Source organism: Pedobacter yulinensis (assembly GCF_003029735.1).
Lineage (GTDB): Bacteria > Bacteroidota > Bacteroidia > Sphingobacteriales > Sphingobacteriaceae > Pedobacter > Pedobacter yulinensis.
Window position 1 is genome coordinate 1,329,449 of sequence record NZ_KZ686268.1, and the last position, 19,122, is coordinate 1,348,570.

General features: G+C 51.4%; 16 protein-coding genes. 5 read left to right on the top strand and 11 right to left on the bottom strand.

From position 1 onward, the window contains the following. Positions 1-4: 4 nt before the first annotated feature. From C7T94_RS05930 to C7T94_RS05970, 11 genes are all read right to left on the bottom strand, one after another. Positions 5-2,437: a TonB-dependent receptor domain-containing protein gene (locus tag C7T94_RS05930; RefSeq protein ID WP_162618562.1), complete on the bottom strand. Its 2,433-nt coding sequence runs from the start codon at positions 2,435-2,437 to the stop codon at positions 5-7. Positions 2,438-2,549: 112 nt separating this feature from the next. Further along, the gene (flmC, locus tag C7T94_RS05935; protein WP_107214357.1) at positions 2,550-3,101 is read right to left on the bottom strand and encodes a FlmC family 2OG-Fe(II) oxygenase; all 552 of its coding nucleotides are present in this window, start codon (positions 3,099-3,101) and stop codon (positions 2,550-2,552) included. Beyond that, on the bottom strand, positions 3,085-3,933 hold the full coding sequence (locus C7T94_RS05940; RefSeq protein ID WP_107214358.1) for a cupin domain-containing protein: 849 nt from the start codon (positions 3,931-3,933) through the stop codon (positions 3,085-3,087). Before C7T94_RS05940 ends, flmC begins: the two co-directional genes overlap by 17 nt. A 19-nt stretch (positions 3,934-3,952) precedes the next feature. Beyond that, complete coding sequence (locus C7T94_RS05945) at positions 3,953-4,687, bottom strand: S8 family serine peptidase (protein WP_162618563.1); 735 nt, start codon at positions 4,685-4,687, stop codon at positions 3,953-3,955. Positions 4,688-4,690: 3 nt separating this feature from the next. Continuing rightward, positions 4,691-6,145 carry a FlmE/OhkG family radical SAM/SPASM peptide maturase gene (locus C7T94_RS05950; RefSeq protein WP_107214360.1) on the bottom strand — a complete coding sequence of 485 codons (1,455 nt, stop codon included), beginning with the start codon at positions 6,143-6,145 and terminating at the stop codon, positions 4,691-4,693. An 81-nt stretch (positions 6,146-6,226) separates the two neighbouring features. Next, the gene (gene flmA / locus C7T94_RS19305; protein WP_162618564.1) at positions 6,227-6,400 is read right to left on the bottom strand and encodes a FlmA family RiPP peptide; all 174 of its coding nucleotides are present in this window, start codon (positions 6,398-6,400) and stop codon (positions 6,227-6,229) included. An 86-nt stretch (positions 6,401-6,486) separates the two neighbouring features. Then, the gene (gene flmA / locus C7T94_RS19310) at positions 6,487-6,660 is read right to left on the bottom strand and encodes a FlmA family RiPP peptide (protein ID WP_162618565.1); all 174 of its coding nucleotides are present in this window, start codon (positions 6,658-6,660) and stop codon (positions 6,487-6,489) included. 41 nt (positions 6,661-6,701) lie between these two features. After that, positions 6,702-8,513 (bottom strand): S41 family peptidase, encoded by a 1,812-nt coding sequence (locus C7T94_RS05955; RefSeq protein ID WP_107214361.1) that lies wholly within the window; start codon positions 8,511-8,513, stop codon positions 6,702-6,704. Between the two features lie 85 nt (positions 8,514-8,598). Continuing rightward, the gene (nusG, locus tag C7T94_RS05960; RefSeq protein ID WP_162618566.1) at positions 8,599-9,123 is read right to left on the bottom strand and encodes a transcription termination/antitermination protein NusG; all 525 of its coding nucleotides are present in this window, start codon (positions 9,121-9,123) and stop codon (positions 8,599-8,601) included. Positions 9,124-9,704: 581 nt separating this feature from the next. After that, positions 9,705-10,436 (bottom strand): hypothetical protein, encoded by a 732-nt coding sequence (locus tag C7T94_RS05965; RefSeq protein ID WP_162618567.1) that lies wholly within the window; start codon positions 10,434-10,436, stop codon positions 9,705-9,707. Positions 10,437-10,548: 112 nt separating this feature from the next. Then, positions 10,549-10,791 (bottom strand): TFIIB-type zinc ribbon-containing protein, encoded by a 243-nt coding sequence (locus C7T94_RS05970; RefSeq protein WP_239494936.1) that lies wholly within the window; start codon positions 10,789-10,791, stop codon positions 10,549-10,551. Positions 10,792-10,912: 121 nt separating this feature from the next. Here C7T94_RS05970 and C7T94_RS05975 point away from each other — a divergent pair, with 121 nt between their 5' ends. From C7T94_RS05975 to C7T94_RS05995, 5 genes are all read left to right on the top strand, one after another. Continuing rightward, positions 10,913-11,332 carry a DUF1810 domain-containing protein gene (locus C7T94_RS05975; RefSeq protein ID WP_107214365.1) on the top strand — a complete coding sequence of 140 codons (420 nt, stop codon included), beginning with the start codon at positions 10,913-10,915 and terminating at the stop codon, positions 11,330-11,332. Between the two features lie 160 nt (positions 11,333-11,492). Next, positions 11,493-12,689, top strand: coding sequence for a FecR family protein (locus tag C7T94_RS05980; RefSeq protein ID WP_162618568.1), 1,197 nt, complete (start codon positions 11,493-11,495; stop codon positions 12,687-12,689). A 224-nt stretch (positions 12,690-12,913) separates the two neighbouring features. Further along, the gene (locus C7T94_RS05985; RefSeq protein ID WP_162618569.1) at positions 12,914-16,213 is read left to right on the top strand and encodes a TonB-dependent receptor; all 3,300 of its coding nucleotides are present in this window, start codon (positions 12,914-12,916) and stop codon (positions 16,211-16,213) included. 7 nt (positions 16,214-16,220) lie between these two features. After that, on the top strand, positions 16,221-17,801 hold the full coding sequence (locus C7T94_RS05990) for a RagB/SusD family nutrient uptake outer membrane protein (protein WP_204353215.1): 1,581 nt from the start codon (positions 16,221-16,223) through the stop codon (positions 17,799-17,801). A 216-nt stretch (positions 17,802-18,017) separates the two neighbouring features. Continuing rightward, a complete protein-coding gene (locus C7T94_RS05995; protein ID WP_107214369.1) occupies positions 18,018-19,085 on the top strand; it encodes a DUF6528 family protein in 1,068 nt (355 codons plus the stop codon). Positions 19,086-19,122 lie beyond the last annotated feature (37 nt).

The window sequence follows — 19,122 nt, forward strand, 5'->3', positions numbered from 1 at the left end:
CGTGTTATTTGTTCAGGCGGCCCCGTTCCTCTTCGTCGCGGCGGTCAACATTTTCGCGCTCAGTCTTCGTTTTACCGCTTGAGAAATTATAGGACACACCAAATGATACGAATTGCGTGGGCAATCTGAAATTCACATCCCGGCTAAAGTCGCGCTCATCGACGGTCCAACCGATCCTGCGCAGATTGAAAGGGTCAGAGAAATTCAGTGAAAGTGATAATTTTTCGTTCAGTAGGTTCTTTTTGAAATTGATGTCAATATTGCCTTGCGGCTTCCAGTCGTAAATGCCCAAAAACTGGTTGCGGCCGTATCGGGCAATGACTTCGGCAAAAAATGTCTTGTCAAGCTGGAAGCGGTTGCTGATCGATCCCTCCTGCGAGAATTTCTCTTTCAAGCGTGGAAAAATGGTGCCGCCGATATCCAGCCTGGTATACCGCAAGGTGGCAGATGCATTGATATCCCACCATTTTGTTGGTTTGAAGGGTGCTGAAACAGCAAAAAAAGCATTGTTATCGTTATTGATGTTTTCGAACGTGGAGATCACCACGGGGCCGTTGTTCCTGTACACGTTGTTGATGCTGTTGGTGGTCCTGTTGTAGCCGAGCGTAAAATTGTATTTTGACATCAGCAGATAGGAGAGTTCCGCCTTGTGCGTAAAAAACGGCAGCAGGAAAGGGTTCCCGGTCTCAATGTAAAAAGGGTTCTGAATGTTTTCGAACGGGTTCAGGAGCTGGTAAGCCGGGCGATTGATCGTCCTGGAGTAAGACAAGGTCAGCGAATTGTTTTTATCGATCTTGTGCTGCAGAAAAAGGGAAGGAAACAAGCTCCATCGGTTAAAGGTTACACTGTTGCCCAGCGTAACAGATTTGCCTTCGTATTTCGTGTTCTCGGTGCGCAAGCCTACTTTCAGTCCCCATTTTTCCCAGTCTTTCGTAAAACTGCCATAAAAACCAAGGATATTCTCCTCATACCTGTACCGGTTGGAGCGGTTTACATCGGTTACGTTACCGGGCAACAGGTAAACGATATCATTATCGGTCGATGAACGGTTGTATTTAGCGCCGGCATTGAATGTCCAGGCCTTGTCCAGTTTTTGTTCCAGGTCAGCGTTAAAGGTATGCAACTCGATTTCGAGCGGATTGTTGATGACAAGCGATTCAGCATAATTGTCTGCCGGGCTGGCGGCATAATTATAGCTGGTCGAGATCCTGGAGTCGTAACGGTTATCATAACCAATGTAACTGTAACCAATGTCCAGGCGGCTGCCGAGGGTGTCGAGTTTATTCCTGTAAAGAACATTGACCTGAGAGGTGGCCTGGCGGATATCTTTGTCGTTTCTGGTGACGACCGAGGAGTCGATCGCTGTGCCGCGTGCAAACCGGTTTGTGGAAAGCGTACCCGGCTCATAGGGAAAACTGGTAAACTCATAATTGGCAGATAACAGCTGCCGGGGGGTAATCCGGTAATCGAATCCCAGTTTATAATTGCCAAAAAAGGCCCTGGTGACAGTATTGTTGTCCTGGTAGGAGAAAATTTGCTGCTGTTTATAAAACTGGGTTTCGCGCTGGTCCTCAAATTGTTTGCCTTTATAAAGGCTGCCGGCAGCCTGGAAAGTAAACTTTCGGACGGAATAATTGAGGTTGAGGTTGCCCGAAAAATTGTTGTAGCGGGTAAACTGGTAGTCTGCACCCACCGATCCGGAAAGCCCGTACTTATATTCGTTTTTCAGGTTGATATTGATGATGGTGCCCGTGTTGTTGGCGTCGAACTGGGCGCCGCCGACAGACCTCACCTCGTAAGATGCTATGGATTCTGAAGGAATGCCGCGAAGGTAATTGACCAGCTGCTGGCCGCTAAGCTGAACTTTCACATTGTCTACGTAAACCGTTACGGCTTCTGTTCCGCGGTAAAGGATATTGCCAAAGGCATCGACCTGGGCGCCGGGCACCACATTGAACAGCCGCATGGCATTTTCGCCTTTGCTGTACACGCTGCCCGCGATGTCGACCACCATTTTGTCGACTTCCTGGCGCAGAAACGGGCGTCTGCCCACAATTTTTACTTGTGCCAGCGTGTTCCTGCTGCTGTCTGCACGAAGCACAATGGTGGGCAGCACCAGGCTGCTGTCGCCAACTGTTACACGCTGGGTATGCGGCAGCATGCCAAGAAACTGGATGTTCAATACATAGGTTCCGGTATCGACGTTAATGAGCACGAACCTGCCGGTAGAGTCGGTTGCAGTACCCCGCACCAACTGTGTATCACGTGCGGTTCGCAGCGTTACTGTTGCATAACTTACGTCCTGGCCCGCACCGGCTGTAATTTGTCCGCGTATTTCACGCCCTTGCTGAGCCAGGGCCCACGTTTGAAAAAAAATCAGGAAAGACGCAGCTAGCCAAACGACACGCATGCGTTTAGGTTTAATAGGTTGATTCATAGGATGGTAGATGTGCCGCCTTCTCTGCATTTCCTGTTTGAACGCTTTGAAGGCGGGAAGGAAAAATAACATTTTTTGTCAAGAAATCCTCGAAGTCTGCCAATTTTCTGACCTAAGATCGCGCATATTTCAAGGCCAGGCTGAATCTGCTTTCCTTGCAAATGCGTGTAGATATGGTACCCATGTGCCTGATATTTCCAGGGAAAATCAGGAAGCGGCCGGGGGCGGGCAGGACCGCTATTCTAGAGTCGTTGCCTTCATAAAACATCGTTTCGCCGCCGAATTTATAGTTCCAGGTTTTGTTCACGTAATAGAGCACCGTCATGTCGTCTTTCTCTGCGGGGCAGTCGTCGTGCGGAAATTCGACATCCCCATAGTTAGACAGGTTAATGTAAGCGCGCATCAGCACGTAACCGGCCGCGTCGTCTGCGAACTTGTCAAGCAGCGTCCTCGCTTTTTGGCCGATAAAGGTTTCCTGCTCAAATGCAGCGGGGTCAAAATCGGTGCTGAAGATGGGAAACTGATCGTACGATGTGCTTTTTTCTGACCTTTTATATGGTAGCTGCGTAGCGTAGTCGTAAAACACCTCGATCTCATCTTCAGATACCACATTATCAATGACATAAATGCTCTTGTTGTCAATTTTCTCAGTTCTGATTTTCATATCCGACGGTTTTTTTTAGCTTGATTTTTTCAAACCCATGCCTGATAATCGATTCGATGTCTGCCATGTTCTTACGATTGGTGCCTGCCCTGAAAAAGGATCTTACCTGGTCGTAATTCGTCTCATTAATGAAGTTTTCGGTTACCGAAACAGACAATTCCAGATTAAAAGCGGCATGGTAACAGTTGTTCGGAACGAAAACCAGCTCGCCCGGCTGTTGGATGCAGAACATCGGGCGGTAACCAGCTGCCGTTTCGTCTTGCAGCAACCTGAGTATGGAAAACTCTGCGGGACTTTTCCTGATCCGTTCTGCATAGGCTTTCGGGTAAATGAGCCAGAGTTTGCGTCCTTCAAAAAGGAAATTCCATGCACTTGTGCCCCAGATATCGCGGTGCGTATCAGAGAAACTGTTCCTGGCACCCACGTACAACCACGATAGCTGTTTTTTTGGTCTGGCAACAGGATTTCCGGCGTACCAGCAATCGAATACATGTCTGGGAGGAAGATCTGTGTAAAGAGCCGGCTCCTGCAAATGGAGTTGTGTCTTGTAGTAATAAAAGCCCTGTTCTCCATCCTGAAGGTATTCTCCCAGCGTCATGGCACGACCACTGGCCGCCGGCTCGCGGCATTCCAACAGTTGTGGCTGCGTAAGGCACCGGCTCAACGCTTCCAGCCGCCATTCCGGCTGCTCCAGCCATTCGCTGAATGCCTTGCTGAACAACACGGGCTTCTCTGTGTAACCATATTGCGTGTTGAAATACTCCTGCGACAAAACGCTGGTTTCATCGGTGGTAATCGGCCTGAGCGACCGGGTCAGTTCGTGTTCTAACATAGCTGTATGAAAAAGTGGTTTATGGTTGAAGGCTTTGCTCCGGTTCTTGCTCAAGTACGGCAGGATCGCTGGTGCGCTGCAACCAGGCTTTCAGCGACTCGTCGTTCTGCCAGTGTTCCTGCAGCCGGGCGCGTGTAATGATCCCCGTAAAACTTGCAGCGGCGAAACTGGTGCCATAGGCCATAAAATATTTGTCTCCTGGCGCGGCTACTTTTTTATAATCCCCTTTTGCCAGGGCCATATTTAGCCCCGGGCCAAGGTAGTTGAAACGGTCGCCGTCAGTCGTCAAGCCCACCCTGACGCCGTAAACACCGGGCACATGGGCAGGAAAACAAAGCCTTTCCGCTTCCCGGGCATGGTGGTCTGCGGCGACAATGGTTATATTCTGCGCCTTTGCCTGTCGACATATAGCGAGCATTTCTTTAGACGGGACAGTTTTTTTTACGCCCATACTGATGTTGATCAGGTCAATGTCGCCGCGGTCAACCAGGTACTGCATGGCTTCGAGCAGCATGTGTTCAGTGACAATGCCGGTGGCGCTGTCTGGTTTAACAACAACAAACGCGGCATCGGGGGCATACTGCCTCAGCACCGAGAGTACGCCGGTTCCATGCCCTTTTGCGTCAGTGAAAACATCATCCAGCACGTTTGGGCCCCGGGCGGTCCAAAACCGGGTCAGGCCGGATACCTGTGCATGCCGGAATAGCCTGTGTGTGGCGTCTGCACCGCTGTCGATCATGCCAATCCTGATCATCGTTTACTTGTTGGAATGGCCGGTATTGACGGCATCGGCGGCTTGCGGCACTCCGATCTTTTCTGGCGTGTCGCGCATCATGACATATTGCTGGCCAATGTAATGCTCGGCTTTATACTTCCACTCGGTGCATTGCGGTACTGAATTTTTCAGTGCATCATATGAACAGGAGATTTTATCGCAGACAGGCAGGTACTTGCAATTGCGGCAAACTACGTTGTGGTTGTACCGGTTAAACGAACTGTAGCTGGCGTAAATTTCCGGATCGTACGCATCAAAAACCGTACTTGGCGCCTTCGTATCATCGTGAATGGTTTCCCAGCATTTGTGAATATTTCCGTTTGGGTCCACAACCAGGCTAATGGGCGAGGCCCAGGTGGCGCAGGTCGATTGGTACGATGGCAGGTCCCACTTCAGGCGGGCTTTTCTGTTGCCGGTTATCTGGCTCCATGCGTTGAACCGCTCGGTGAGCGATAACCTGAATTTTTGTTTGAACTCAAAAAACTCATCCACAAACATGCGCGTGTCTTTCTCGTCTTCGGTAAGGCTGATCTCTTCATAGGATCGCAACCAGGCCGGGTCAAAATGGAAATGCTCATATTTTTGCGGCCAGAGTCCCCAGACATGGAAATCATCAAGCATGGTCTCAACTGAGGCAGCCACCTCTTTGTCTACATTGACCCGTACATTGACATCGATCGACTTCGGAATGCCGGCCAGGTTTCGCAGGATGCGGAAATAATTTTCAGCGTTCTTTTGTTTAAGCGGCCGTTTGCGGTCGTGAACATCGCGAGCACCATCTATGGTAACCTGTACACTGTTTACCCGGTAATCGACCAGTTTCTGGATATTTTCAGGTGTCAGGTAAATGCCATTGGTAATGATATTGGCCGCATATTCGAGTTTGTATTTTTCTGCGAGTGCCAGCAGGCCTACAGACAGATCGGTAATGGCCGCCACGTTGATAAGCGGTTCGCCTCCGTACCAGGTAACCGATAACGTATGGATATGATTCATCTTATCATTCCGGATGATCTGCTCGATGTATCTGGGAATTTGCTCTTTGACACGCAGGTCTTTCAACGTATGGTTGGGCTTAACAAATTCAAAGCAGTAGGCGCAGCCCATGTTACAGGTAATGGTCGTGCCGATGGTCAGGTTAATGATGCCGGCTTTTTTGAACTGGGTTTTATCGGTGTGCGATTCAAAAAATGCGACGATATCCACTTCCTGACGTATCAGGTATTCTTTGGCTAACATACGCTCAAAGAACCCGGGGTTTTCTGCCCGGGTAGCGCCATCAAAGCAGGCCAGGGTCTGCAATTCGGCCATCAGGAAGCCCTCTTCCTGATCCAGGATCTCGATCCCGCCCGTCAATGTATTGAATAAAAGAAACTCGTCTGATTCGTCAGGCTGGATCAGGATGTTGTAGGGGTTTGTCTTGAATAGATTTTCCATGGTGGTGATTTTGTGGTTGGAAAATTGGTTTGGTCGGGGCAATCGGGCGAACACCGTCTGCCCTTTGCCGCAGCGGTTACGCTAGAAAAGAATGTCATCTTCTTCGATGGCATCGCTGCCCGGCCTGCGGGTATTGGTGCCGCAACTATAGCCCGAACAAAGAAGCTCAATCTCGTCAGACAGCCTGGTTTCAATTCGGTTCGGTTTTAACAATTCCTTGTTGAGCAGGGAAATTTGCAATTCTTCTTTGGTCATGATAAAGGTTGATTTGAAGTTTGAAGAATAATCTGGCTTGGGAAAAAGACGGCAATGGAAAGCTCCATTGCCGTCGTCTGGTGGTCCTAGAACAGGATATCATCCTCTTCCAGCACGTCGCCGCTACCTCGGGCGGTATTGGTGCCGCAGCTAAACCCTGAACACAGGGAGTCTACTTCTTCAGATAACCTGGTTTCTGACAGGTTTGGTTTTACCAACTCTTTGCCTAGCAATGAGTTTTTCAGTTCTTCTTTAGTCATTTTGTTTAAATGAATTAGGTGAAAAAAATTGTTTATTATATCTATCTCGAAATAGCAGTTTGAAGCACCTTATCACGATAAGGTTGCAGGTCCTGAACGTTGTCGATGCGTACCAGCACATCGGGCCTGATGCCCAGGCCCTCAATGCTCTGTTTGCCGGGCAGCAGTTTGCCCTCATTTGGCGAGTTGGTCAGAAAACTCACGCCTTCATCAGGCATCAACAGTTCATAGACAAAAGCGAGCGCACCGGCAGAAGCAGATTTGCCCAAAATGGTAACGTTCCTGTTGTGTTGTTTAAGGTTGGCTGCGATCAGCTCTGCTGCGCAGGATGTCTTTTCGTCGATCAGGATCACAACCCGGCCGTCGGGCCGGAAACGGAATGGTGAGCGGTTTGCGTCCACCACGATAGAATCCCGGGCGCCGTTGCTGCGGTTCTGGAAGCCGCTGTATGTAAAATCACCTGTTACGAAATAAGATACGAAACGTGCGCCGCCAATGACATCGCCGCCGCCGTTGCCGCGAAGGTCAAGAACCAGTTTTTTGCGCATGTTTATACTGTCCAGTTTGTTAATGAAATCGATCTGAAGCTCGTGGCTGACTTTGCCTAGCCGATAGTAGGCCACCGAATCATTCAGAAACCTGAACGTGTAATTGGCTGGCTTGAAATTCGGCGGAATGCGGTATTGTGCCTTTACGACATAGCTGTGCAGCGATTGCCTTCCTTGCGGATCGCGTATAGCGACCCTGACGGTGGTGCCTGGTTGCCGCCGCAACAGCTGTTCGGCTTTTCCGCCAGCTCTTTTTAAGGCGGCTGTCAGCCCAACCTCATCTATCGCCAGCAGTTCGCTTCCCATTGGGATGTGCCGTTTCAGGGAATCGTCGAGAACGGCGGCTATCACATACTTCGCGCCGATCTGGTAAATGTAAACCGGGGTCTGGGTCTTTGCTTGCTTTCGGTGGCTATTGAGCCTGAAGTGGGGATCACCGTAAGCGTTTTCAATAAAGGCGCTGATGGAATCGACCATTTCGGATTTTGGGGCTGCGCTGAAGGCGCCGAAACGCTGTCTCGCAGCAGCCAGGATCCTGTTTTTATCGAGCCTGCGTTCCCGATAAAACGGGTAGGCATCCATCAGCGCAAGCGCTACCGCTGGTATTGCAGTTTGCCCCAGCGGGCCCGGTTTACCCTCGATCAGCAGCGTGCCTTTGTAATTTTCCTCACGCTGCCCGGCAGGAAAATGCCCGAATACGCCGTAAGAGTCAAACGGGTGAAGGGGCTGCTTTTCCGCGTTGACCGGTGAAAAGGGGGGGCTCTGGAAAAAGGCCGCCGGCGATTTTGCCTTCCTGATCTGTGCGGAGCCGGCAAATGCGTCGGCAAGTACGAGCAGCGCCGGTTTCCCGGGGTCAAGCGCTTCAAAATTCACATACAACTCCAGCCGGTCTGCAGGACCATATGCTGGTAAGCTCTCCAGTTTTGATTCTACAGGAAGCTGATAACCGTTCTCCCTGAGCGTAACAGCCGCCAATGGGTAGATTTTCTCTTTCGTTTTTAAAGAAAAGCGGAGGCTTCTGATGTTCCTGGTAAAAAACCGGGTAAAAAAGACATCGGGCTGCTTCGGGTGGTTCGTCTGGAGCAAATAGCTTTGCGCATTTTCTGTAACCTGCAACGCCCGGGTTATCTCCGGATAGGCCTGTTGGGTCTGGTAGGCCGGGAAATAAAAGGGAACGGTTTGCCTGGTATCGCCGGCAGGCAGCCTGAAGGCCGTATCGGTATGCATGGTCTGGTACCAAACCTGCAGCTGTGCCCGGGCACTGCCGGCGAGCAGAACGAAAAAAAACAAAATTCGCAAGATCATACTGGGGTGCAGGCTGAATAAGGCAGCGGCAGATTTAACGCTTCGCTTTCGTCAACTATTGGTGTCTTGATGTCCGGCAAGGCTGTCAGACGGCTTCGCCGATATACGATGCGGGAAGGGTAAGGGTGATGTTTTGTTTTAGCGAAGAAAGATTGAGCCAAACCCTGATTTTATGCTGATTGCTGACAGTCAGTATCTGGCAGAATAAACCTTTCAGGGGACCGAACAGGATCTGGCGCGAATCGCCGACGCGCGGCAGACGCTTGCCAACTTCAAGGTCTTCGGCGTCTTCAATCAGCAGAATATCCCTGATCTTGTTAATTTCCTCTACGCTTACCCGGGCATATTCCTGCCCGAAGCGGATAAAATTGAAGGCGCCGCTGGCTTTCAGTGCAAGGTGGAAGTCTTTAAGCGAACGCAGGAACACAAAAACGTAAGAAGGGAAGAGCGGTAAAACAATGGTTTTCTTTCGATCGCTCCATTGCCGGCTAACTTGTTTAAGGGGAAGAAACGATTGTAACGAAAACCGGTTCATTTCCTGCTGGACTTTTGCTTCATGTTTCGTTTTTACCTGCAAAACATGCCATCCGTTGAAATTTTGCTGTATCATACAATAGGGGTTGAGTGATGAGCTGATATGGCTTCGCCGCTGCAAGTCACAGGTAGCGGCTTGTAAAAATTCAATCGTGTTTTTGAGGGAGAACTTTAGATGCCGGCCTGGTCAGGGCCCGCAGCCTGCAACCGGTTTTCCCGGGCGCAGGTCATGATGTCGTTATCGTCTTTTAAAAACGGGCTCATTTCTCAAATCGTATGTGCAAAATCAAAATTTTTAGCCAAGTGTGTGGTTTAAGTAGTAAAAAATGCGCATTCTGCTTTTGAAACAGCGTTTTTTGAGGTTTTTTTTGTTTAAGCATGTTAACCGGGTGCTAACCGGGTCATGTTTGCCCGGTGTGCTGCTAGCCAAGCGGGTTTAAATTGGTTTTTATCCTTGATCAGCCTGCAGGCAGACAATAAACGCTATTAATTCGCTTCGGTTACTGCTAGTTGTTCCTGAAGATCGATCGATCAGTAGCTCGTTGTTACCTGGCTTATGTGTGGCGCGGCGCCTGCATTAAAGCGGGGCTGCCAGGGTCTATATTTGCAGACCCTCCATAAACTTAAGCCTGCAAAAGTGTGTTGCAAAACCACACGTTACTGCCCAGGGAGTTTCACCAGCCGGTCTTCCGGAAGATCATATTCGTAGATCAAGTCATCTTCTACGCCAATAAAAAGCCATTGAACAATTTGGCTTCCATTTGCTCCGGCCGTTGCGATACCGACAACGGTGTATAGCCGGTTTTCCCGCTCTCTTGTCTCAATCGAATAGGTTAATGCTTGCTGTTGCCTGATCGCGAGGCGTAAGAGTGGATTACTGGTCCCGGCCAGATAGTATTCAGTTGACAGGTAGATCTTATCTAGGTGACGAGAAGTATAGTTTTCGTCAGTTGGCCAGGTATAGTTGAGCTGCTTGCCGTAGTACTTTCGAAACCTCGAAACGGGGCCATCGCCGGTCTTTTGCACCGCCAGAAGTTTCCTGGCCGGCACCCGGACGGCATTGCCCGGCACGGTGATGGTGCTGTCTTTCCAGGTAACGCGGACGAGGTCGCCCCGGTTCAGGCTGCTATCGGCTTTATCGATCATGAACGTGTACGTACTGTTGCCTCTTCTCGCCATGAACTGATCCTGATTACTGCCATCGAGATATTTGATAAAGGTCATCCCGGTCAGGTGCCGGGGTTTACTGGTATAGACTTTTTTATGGAACGCCTGCGCGGCCCCGGGCTCCGGGCTAACCGGGGCAGACTGCCTGGCCGGTCCTGAGGTGCAAGCCAGTATGCTGCCCAGAATCAGGCTTATGGCGATCATACATGTAGCCTTTGACATTGGTTTATGGATGAGCTTGGGGACCGTAGCACGTGAGAACCGAACACTTATGCAGCCAAAAGCGCTGGTTATGCCGATTGCCTGGCACACCCGCAGCACAAATGACAATTGCTTAAAAATCGAACAGATCGCCCAGGAAAGATTCTTTTTTTTTGTAATGCGGTCTTTTATGGTGGTCGCGGTGTTCCCGCTCATGGCCGTGGTAAGGTTCCTGCCGGCCAAAATCAGCGCCGGGGGTACTGCTCTGCGCTGATGCTGCAGATCGTTCGATAATCTTGTCCAGCTCGCCACGGTCTAACCATACACCACGGCAGCTCGGGCAATAGTCGATTTCTATTCCGTTTCTTTCGCTCATCAGCAGGGTTTCATTACAGGCAGGACATTTCATAATAGATAATTTTGTAAACAGGTCAGGTGACGTGTAAAACCCGCAACAATCCGGCCAGTAGGGTGTTTTAAGAACAGACAATAGCGAAATGGAAGATAAATATCACCTGAGCCGTTTTACAGATGCCCAGCGCCAGGATTTCGACCGCGCATACGCAGAGATCAAGGCTGGCCGAAAAGTGACGCACTGGATGTGGTACATTTTTCCGCAGCTCAGCGGACTTGGTTTCAGCAGCATGGCCCAGCGGTATGGCATCGGCAGCCTGAACGAAGCGGCCGCCTACCTGCAACACCCTGTATTGGGGCCTAGGCTGATTTCCATCTGTGAAGCCTTGTTGCGCCTGGAAGAAAACAATGCCACCCGCATTATGGGTTCGCCCGACGATATGAAACTGCGCTCTTCCATGACGTTGTTTTCGGCTGTGCCGGGCGCCGACGCGGTGTTCCAGGCTGTTCTGAGCAAGTTCTTCAGTGGTATGAAAGACGAGCAGACACTACAGCGCATCTAGCTGCTGTTTGCGGCTTGACCTGTCAAACAGAATTCAAGCTTTCCTTCCGGCCCGGGGTAGGCGCCCCCGGCTAGCCGGAAATCCGAACCCGGCTGCAATCAGTCTTCGTTTGTCAGCGCTGTTCAACAGGTCCGCGTGTTTTTCCAAAAAAAAAAACTGCGTGGCAGCTAACGGCTGGCCAGGTTTGAAGGGTTATGTCTATAAAAAGGGAGGTGCCTCCCGGCATATGGATAAAAAAAGACTTCAATATCTGCTTGATCAACAACACTGCCAGCGGCTTACCACAGCAGAAGAACAAGAACTGAACGCCTGGTTTGGTACGCTGCATTTTGATCCCGGGCTCGACGCATTGACCGAAGAGCAGCAGGACCAGCGCTACCGCCGTTTTAAAAGCCGCCTGGCCCAGCCGGTCAAATGGCCGCGGGTGTTCGCTGTCGCTGCTTCGGTTGTTCTTCTCGCTTCGCTCGCACTGCTTTTGCACAAAACTGAACCTGCGGCACAGAGATTCGTTGCGCCGGGCAAGGCTGCCAGCGCCAGAATTTTACCCGGCTCCGACCAGGCTATACTCGAAATGGGCGGGGGCCGGGAGGTTACGCTCGATGGAAAACCGGCAGGCTCCAAGTTGCGCTTTCTAAACGGCAGCCAGGTCATCAGGCAGGGAAACGGACACGTGTCTTATGCGCTGGCCGGGCATACGTCGTCGTCTGAGATCAATGCCATTCGCACCCCGCGTGGGGGGCAGTACCGCGTTACGCTTTCAGATGGTACAAACGTATGGTTAAACGCGGCTTCTTCGATCAGTTTTCCGGTTAGTTTCCATAACCACAAGACGCGGAAGGTGACGTTGACAGGCCAGGCGTATTTCGAAGTTGCCAGGTCAGCGACGCAGCCTTTCGTGGTAGCCGTCTCTTCATCCACGCACGCCGAACGACAAATGGAAGTCGAAGTATTGGGAACGCATTTCGATGTCATGGCGTATGATGACGAATCCGCCTTCCATGCCACGCTGATAGAGGGCTCGGTGCGGGTGCGTGCCGCGGGTGGGCTGGAAACCATCAAACCCGGGCAGCGCGCAAGCGTTGACCGGCAGATGCGCGTTGTTGCTGCCGACACCGAGACGGCCATTGCCTGGAAAAACGGGATCACCGCCTTCCGTGAAGCGCGGATTGAAAGCATCATGCGCCAAATTTCCCGCTGGTACAACGTGGATGTGGTCTATGACGGCAAAGTGAATAACCGGCTTTTCACCGGCGAGATTTCCAGAAGATCGAGCCTGGCACAGGTGCTGCGGGTTTTGGAGCTGAGCAAAATAGCATTTGAAACAAGGGGCCGCACCATCGTGGTGAAGCCCCAGTAAGATAAAGTCCAGGTAATTTAATTTACAAACAGCGCAGTATGAAATAAAAAGTAGCAGGCAAAAAAAACGGCAATGCGTCAACATTGCCGAATACCACCACAAGGGTGCAGCCAATAAAACGAGTTCGAAATCATTTAATTAACCAGTACAAAAGTATGAATTTTTACACATGTCGTTTGCGCCTGCAAACGGCCGGGAGGCGATACGCCCAAATATTTCGCATCATGAAAGTAATCATTGCCTGCATTTTCTTCGCATGCGCAGGCGTTTCAGCAAAAAGTGTGGCACAGATCACCCTGTCTGAGCAGAACGCCAGTCTAGAAAAGATCGTAGCAAAAATAAAGAAGCAGTCGGGGTTCCTGTTTTGGTATGAGAGCGGGTTGCTCAGAAAAGCGGCGCCAATAACCGTAAAACTGAAGAACGCCTCCATCTCTGAAATTATGGATGCCTGCCTGAAGAATCAGCCGCTTACCTACAGCATTGTGGACCAGACAGTTGTCATTACCGAGGCAGCGGTCAGGCATCCGGCAGCGCCGAAACAGACCGATATCAGGGGCAAGGTGGTTGATGACCAGGGCGCACCGCTGATCGGTGCCACTGTTAGAGTAAAGAACAGCACGCGGGTGGCCATTACCGATGCCAATGGTTCCTTCCAGTTAAGCGCGGTAAGTCCGGCCGATGTGCTGGTTGTCAGTTATACCGGCTATCTGGCGCTGGAAGTGCCGGCTGGCAATGGGCAGGCGCTGACCATCGCCCTGAAACAGGATGCGGCCAGTCTATCTGACATCGTCGTTGTAGGTTATGGCACCAAGCGTAAAGCCGAACTGACCGGTTCAGTCGCAGTGATCGACATGAAAAGCAAGGAACAGCAAACGTTAACCAATGCCTCCCAGGCCCTGTACGGCGCCTCAGGCCTATGGGTTAACCAGAGCGGCGCCAAGCCGGGGAACGATGGCACAACCATCCGCATCCGGGGTGTCAATACCCTGAGCAATGCGAATCCGCTCGTGCTGCTCGATGGGGTGGAATATTCGTTGTCGGAAATTGATCCCAACAACATTGAAACCATTACTGTGCTGAAAGATGCCTCAGCGGCCATTTATGGGTCCAAATCATCCAATGGTGTTATCCTGATCACATCAAAAACCGGTAAAAAGGGGACGCCGCAGGTCGAATACCGGTCAAACTTTGCCATCCAGCAGGCGACCTACCTGCCTGATGTGGTTACAGATCCCATTCAATATATGGAAATGCGCAACCAGGCCGAGATCAATTCAGGAAAATTGCCAACCGGTGTAAGTTACACGCCAGCCCAAATTGCCGAATACCGAAGCGGACTGGGTACCGATAACGATGTGTACCCGGCCTCAGACTGGTTTGATATTGTGTTCAGGAATGGCTTCGTCCAGCAGCACAACCTGCGCGCCTCGGGTGGCGGCGACGCGGTGACTTACACCATGGCAGGCGGGTACATGGACCAGAAAGGCCTCTTCATTGCAAATGACGACGCCAAACGTTATTCTTTCGACCTGAAGGTTGATGCCCAGCTCAGCCCCAGGCTGAAAGTGGGCGGAAGCCTGGTGGGCAATGTGCGCAACTTTAACGAAGTGGGTTATGGTACGCAAACCGTACTGAGTGTCGTGATGCGGGGACTGCCCATCATGTCTGATTATAAGCAAGGCGAGCTTTACGGCAGCTCCTGGCTGGCAACCCCCGGTCGGGGCAATTATGAGAATCCCAGAATGGAAGTAGAGCAGGGGCTGACCCGCCGCAACATCCAGGATTTCCTGACCCGGGTCACGGTCCAATACAAACTTCCTATTAATATTACCTATGACGCAAACCTTGGCTACCGCAAGCGTGATACCTGGAGCAAAGACTACATCCCGCTCATGCGCACCATCAATAACAAAACGGGCGAGATCAGGAATTTCAATTTCGGCACACCTCCGCGCGTCAAGGAATGGGATGGAAACGAAGCTTACTATACCTTATCGCACCGGCTTTCGTGGCAAGCGAAAATTGCTGCGCACCATTCCCTGTCTGCCATGGTTGGTCAGGATTACTGGTATTATGACCTGAAAAATTTCCAGGGGTACAAGCAAGGTTTTTTCGACAATACACTTACCGATCTCAATGCCTCGACCAGCCAGCTCAATGCGCAGGTAACGGGCAGCTCATCGATTGAAAAACTGGCTTCATTCTACAGCAGACTGGCCTATGATTTCAAAGACAAATACCTGTTGGAAGCTACATTCCGCTACGATGGTTCCTCGCGGTTCGCTCCGGGCAACCAATGGAGTTTCTTTCCCTCTTTCCTGGCGGGGTGGAGAATTGATAAGGAAGACTTTTTCGGCGAAGGGAAAGCGATCAGCCTGCTTAAACTACGTGCCTCTTATGGAAAACTGGGTAACCAGGCGGTAGCGCTTTACAGTTACCTGAACAACGTATCGACCAGCGGTTTCCAGTATAGCTTTGGCGGCGTGGAAACCGGCGGTGCAGCCGTTACCAGTCTGTCTGACCGCAACATTCGCTGGGAAACGACAGCTTCCTATAATATCGGCCTGGACATGGCTGCCTTTTCCGGTAAGCTGGACCTTTCGGCCGATGTTTTTAAAAAACGGACCAGCGGTATCCTGAGGCCTATCGGTATTCCGTCGCAAGTGGGCGGGTTGAACGGGCCGGTAACCAATATCGGCGTGGTCGATAACACGGGTTATGAAGTAAGTGCGGGCTACCGGGACCAATTCGGCAACGTCTCCGTCGGCATTAATGCCTCGGCGAGTTACGTGCGTAACAAGGTCGTCGACCTGCGCGATGAGCAAATCATCAGCGGGCGCTTCATTACAAAGGAAGGTTATCCCATCCAGTCGTACTACCTGCTTCAGGACGATGGTTACTACCAGTCGCAGGATGAGATCAACAATGGTGTTAATTACGGTACCACGAGTAAACTGCGCCCCGGTTATATCAAATATGTAAACCAGAACGGCGACAAGGTCATTAACGGTGACGACCGGATCATTACCGGGAGCTCTATTCCGAAATACAATTATTCATTTGGCACCATGACCGAGTACAAAGGCTTCCGCCTGGAAACACAGTTCCAGGGGGTGCTTGGTGTGGACGTTTACCCTACTGCGAACCTGGCGGTTCCGTTCAACAACGGCGCGGGCGTAACGAAAGAGTGGGCTACCGACGCCTGGACCGAAAGCAACCGGAACGCAGGCCTGCCGCTTCTGACCACCTTTACAGATGCATCTGAGAATTTTCAGAATTCAACCTTCTGGCTGCAGAATGCATCATACCTGCGGTTGAAAAACATCCAGTTGAGCTATAAACTGCCGCAGCGCCTGATTGATTTCGCACGCATCAAACGTGTGGAGCTTTATCTGAGCGGTCAAAACCTGCTCACCTTCTCCAGGTTCAAATCATGGGATCCCGAGCTCACCATTACCCGCAATGATCTTTACGAATACCCGACCATGAAATCATTTACCCTGGGCCTCAATGCAAATTTTTAAGACGACAATGATGACAAAACATAAGACCATTTACGGACTGATTTTAACCGCAGTTTTATCAGTTTCAGCCTGCCAGAACCTGGAAACTTTGCCCGAAGACCGGTATGCGCAGGAAACCTTCTGGCGGTCGGCGAATGCAGCCTATGGCGGCCTGGTAGGCTGTTACAGTACCCTGATATCGCGCGGCCTGTATGGAGAAGATGTGGTGTTGCTGGAAGAGGCCACCTCACCGAACGCTTACAATTACAACAACGTTGACGGCTGGAGCAACATTGCGCTGGGTACCCACAATGCCAGCAATACAAACGCCATTGCAGCACGCTGGCGTGCGGCTTATACCATGATCGGTCGCTGCAATGCGCTGATCGAGGGGATAGACGGGAATGTGGAACTTACACCTGACGCCATTGTTAAAATGAAGGCCGAGGCCCGCTTTCTGCGTGCGCTTAGCTACCACGTGCTGACCATATATTTTAATGATGTTCCGCTGATCACAGCAACCCCCGACCTGGACCAGGTGACCGCGCCCCGGAAGCCGCGCGCCCAGGTTGTTGATTTTATTTTGGGCGAACTTGATGCAATTGCAGCTATTCTGCCGCCGGCATATACAGTAGCCACTGAAAAAGGACGCGCCACATCAGGCGCTGCACAGGCCCTGAAAGCCCGCATCCTTCTTTTCGAAGCCAGTCCGCTGTTTACCGGAACAGGCGATGCTGCCCGCTGGCGCCGGGCGGCCGATGCCGCGAAGGCCGTTATGGACCTGAACCGTTACAGCCTGTTTCCAAACTATCGAGCTTTGTTTAGCCTGGCCAATGAATATAACGCGGAAAGCATTTTCGATATCCAGTTCCAGGGACCGAACGTAGGCTCCAGTTTCGATGTTACCCTGCGCCAGTACAATACCTGCGCACCGGTCAGGGAACTAATCGAGGCTTACCGGATGAAAGACGGGCAGCCGCGCAGCAGTTCAACGGTCACAGACCCGGGCAATTTTTACAGCAACATGGACCCTCGGTTTTATCAGACGGTTGTTTATCCGGGGGCAACATTCATGGGCGCCACGGTAAGCAATACAAGGTTTGTCAACACGGGTTATACCTTCAAAAAATACAGTGTATACGATGCAGGCGCTGCAAGTACCGCCGAGACTTCGCTGGGCGAACGGCAGTCAGGCATTAACTACATGTTGTTCAGGTATGCGGATGTTCTGCTAATGTACGCCGAGGCAAAAAACGAGCTCAACGAACTCACACCTGATGTCTGGAACGCAACGATCCGCGCCATCAGGCAGCGTGCCGGTTTTACCGATGCGGCCGCCCTCACTTACCCCGCGGGGGCCGGCAAGGCAGAGTTTACAGACATCATCCGATACGAACGGCGCATTGAGTTTGCCGGTGAAGGTTTTTATTACAACGACATCAGGCGGTGGAAAACTGCAGAAACGGTATTGAACGCAACCATCAGGAAGTATGATAACACCCCGATCATTGTGCGCAAATTCGAACCGGCGCGCAATTACTTGTGGCCTGTGCCGCAGATTGAACTGGAGCGGAACCCGAACCTGACCCAGAACCCGGGCGGTTACTGATAATCATGAAGCAAAGGCATGTGTCACATGTGCCTTAGGGCAATTTGAACGGGAATTAGTCTGAAACAGCCGCAGGGGTTACCTGCGGCCCGGGCCGGGCAACACAACATTATGCCAACCGGACTTCTGGTCTGGTTGGCAATTAACCACCCGTACACGCGGTAGGCCAGACCGGCGTTGTCGAAAATTCAATCAACCAACCTTAATTTTTAAACCATGAAAAATTTGATTTTTAGAATGGCCGCAATGGTCATTACACTGGCCATGGGCCTGAGCGGCTGTGTCAAGGAAGTGGCTGAGGCGCCTGCGACAGAATTTACCGTCAAAAATCCCTCAGAGACGCTTTCGGCCTGTACAACCGGCTGCTGGATTGGTGCCGTAAACCACAGCAACAAAGAGCTGGAACTGTACAGCTGGTACTCGACCAACTGGAATGATGCCGGCGCGCGTACCTGGAACTGGAAACCAACGGCTGCAAGAGGCTACAATGATACACAGCTTGACGCCTGGGGTAATCCAAACGATTTCAAGCTGCGCGAAGTCCCGGGCTCAGGCTGGGGTGGGGTTTATGTGGCAGCAATCGGCAACAAAGGCCTTGTTACGCTCATTAATTATGCAACCGGGAATAAAAAATGGGCGGCAACCGTAGGCGGCACCACGACAGACAATATACATGGTGTAGAGCTGCTGCCGAATGGCAATATCGTGGTAGCTGCGTCTACCGGCGGCTGGGTAAAGATCTGGGGCTCATCTTCGCTGGGCAGTTCGGTAAGTACTTATGCCCTGCCAGATGCCCATCAGGTGCTTTGGGATCCTGCCCTCAACCGGCTCTGGGCGCTTGGCGGCAACAAACTTGTCAAACTGATCGTGGGCGGCACCGCCGCTGCACCTACATTGAGTGCCGAAACCGTTTATACCATGCCAACCGGTGGCGGTCATGCCATTGGCGCCAAGTATGGCAATACCAATCAGCTGTATGTTTCCAGCGGCAGCAAAGTGTATGTTTTTACAAAGTCGGGCATCGGAGCGGGTTTTGCAGAGGCCAATGGCAACATTAACCGGGTGGGTGTGAAAGCGATCTCGAACCAGCCTGATGGTACCGTGGTTCTTACCCGGCCAGATGTGATCAAAACGCCCGTACCCGCCGATCCGGCCACAGTAGGTACCGCCTATAACACGAGTTACGTGGACTATTATACGGCTGCAGGGGTGTATATCCGCTCGGGCCACCGGGTGGGCGCCTCGTATTACCGGGGTTTTGTTTACAATACGCTCTATCAATAAGACAGGCATTCAGGCCCGCAGCCATGCGGGCCTTTTT

Coding starts and splice junctions, on each gene's coding strand:
- C7T94_RS05930 (WP_162618562.1), bottom strand. CDS start 2,437: ATGAATCAACCTATTAAACCTAAACGCATGCGTGTCGTTTGGCTAGCT.
- flmC (WP_107214357.1), bottom strand. CDS start 3,101: ATGAAAATCAGAACTGAGAAAATTGACAACAAGAGCATTTATGTCATT.
- C7T94_RS05940 (WP_107214358.1), bottom strand. CDS start 3,933: ATGTTAGAACACGAACTGACCCGGTCGCTCAGGCCGATTACCACCGAT.
- C7T94_RS05945 (WP_162618563.1), bottom strand. CDS start 4,687: ATGATCAGGATTGGCATGATCGACAGCGGTGCAGACGCCACACACAGG.
- C7T94_RS05950 (WP_107214360.1), bottom strand. CDS start 6,145: ATGGAAAATCTATTCAAGACAAACCCCTACAACATCCTGATCCAGCCT.
- flmA (WP_162618564.1), bottom strand. CDS start 6,400: ATGACCAAAGAAGAATTGCAAATTTCCCTGCTCAACAAGGAATTGTTA.
- flmA (WP_162618565.1), bottom strand. CDS start 6,660: ATGACTAAAGAAGAACTGAAAAACTCATTGCTAGGCAAAGAGTTGGTA.
- C7T94_RS05955 (WP_107214361.1), bottom strand. CDS start 8,513: ATGATCTTGCGAATTTTGTTTTTTTTCGTTCTGCTCGCCGGCAGTGCC.
- nusG (WP_162618566.1), bottom strand. CDS start 9,123: ATGATACAGCAAAATTTCAACGGATGGCATGTTTTGCAGGTAAAAACG.
- C7T94_RS05965 (WP_162618567.1), bottom strand. CDS start 10,436: ATGTCAAAGGCTACATGTATGATCGCCATAAGCCTGATTCTGGGCAGC.
- C7T94_RS05970 (WP_239494936.1), bottom strand. CDS start 10,791: ATGAGCGAAAGAAACGGAATAGAAATCGACTATTGCCCGAGCTGCCGT.
- C7T94_RS05975 (WP_107214365.1), top strand. CDS start 10,913: ATGGAAGATAAATATCACCTGAGCCGTTTTACAGATGCCCAGCGCCAG.
- C7T94_RS05985 (WP_162618569.1), top strand. CDS start 12,914: ATGAAAGTAATCATTGCCTGCATTTTCTTCGCATGCGCAGGCGTTTCA.
- C7T94_RS05990 (WP_204353215.1), top strand. CDS start 16,221: ATGATGACAAAACATAAGACCATTTACGGACTGATTTTAACCGCAGTT.
- C7T94_RS05995 (WP_107214369.1), top strand. CDS start 18,018: ATGAAAAATTTGATTTTTAGAATGGCCGCAATGGTCATTACACTGGCC.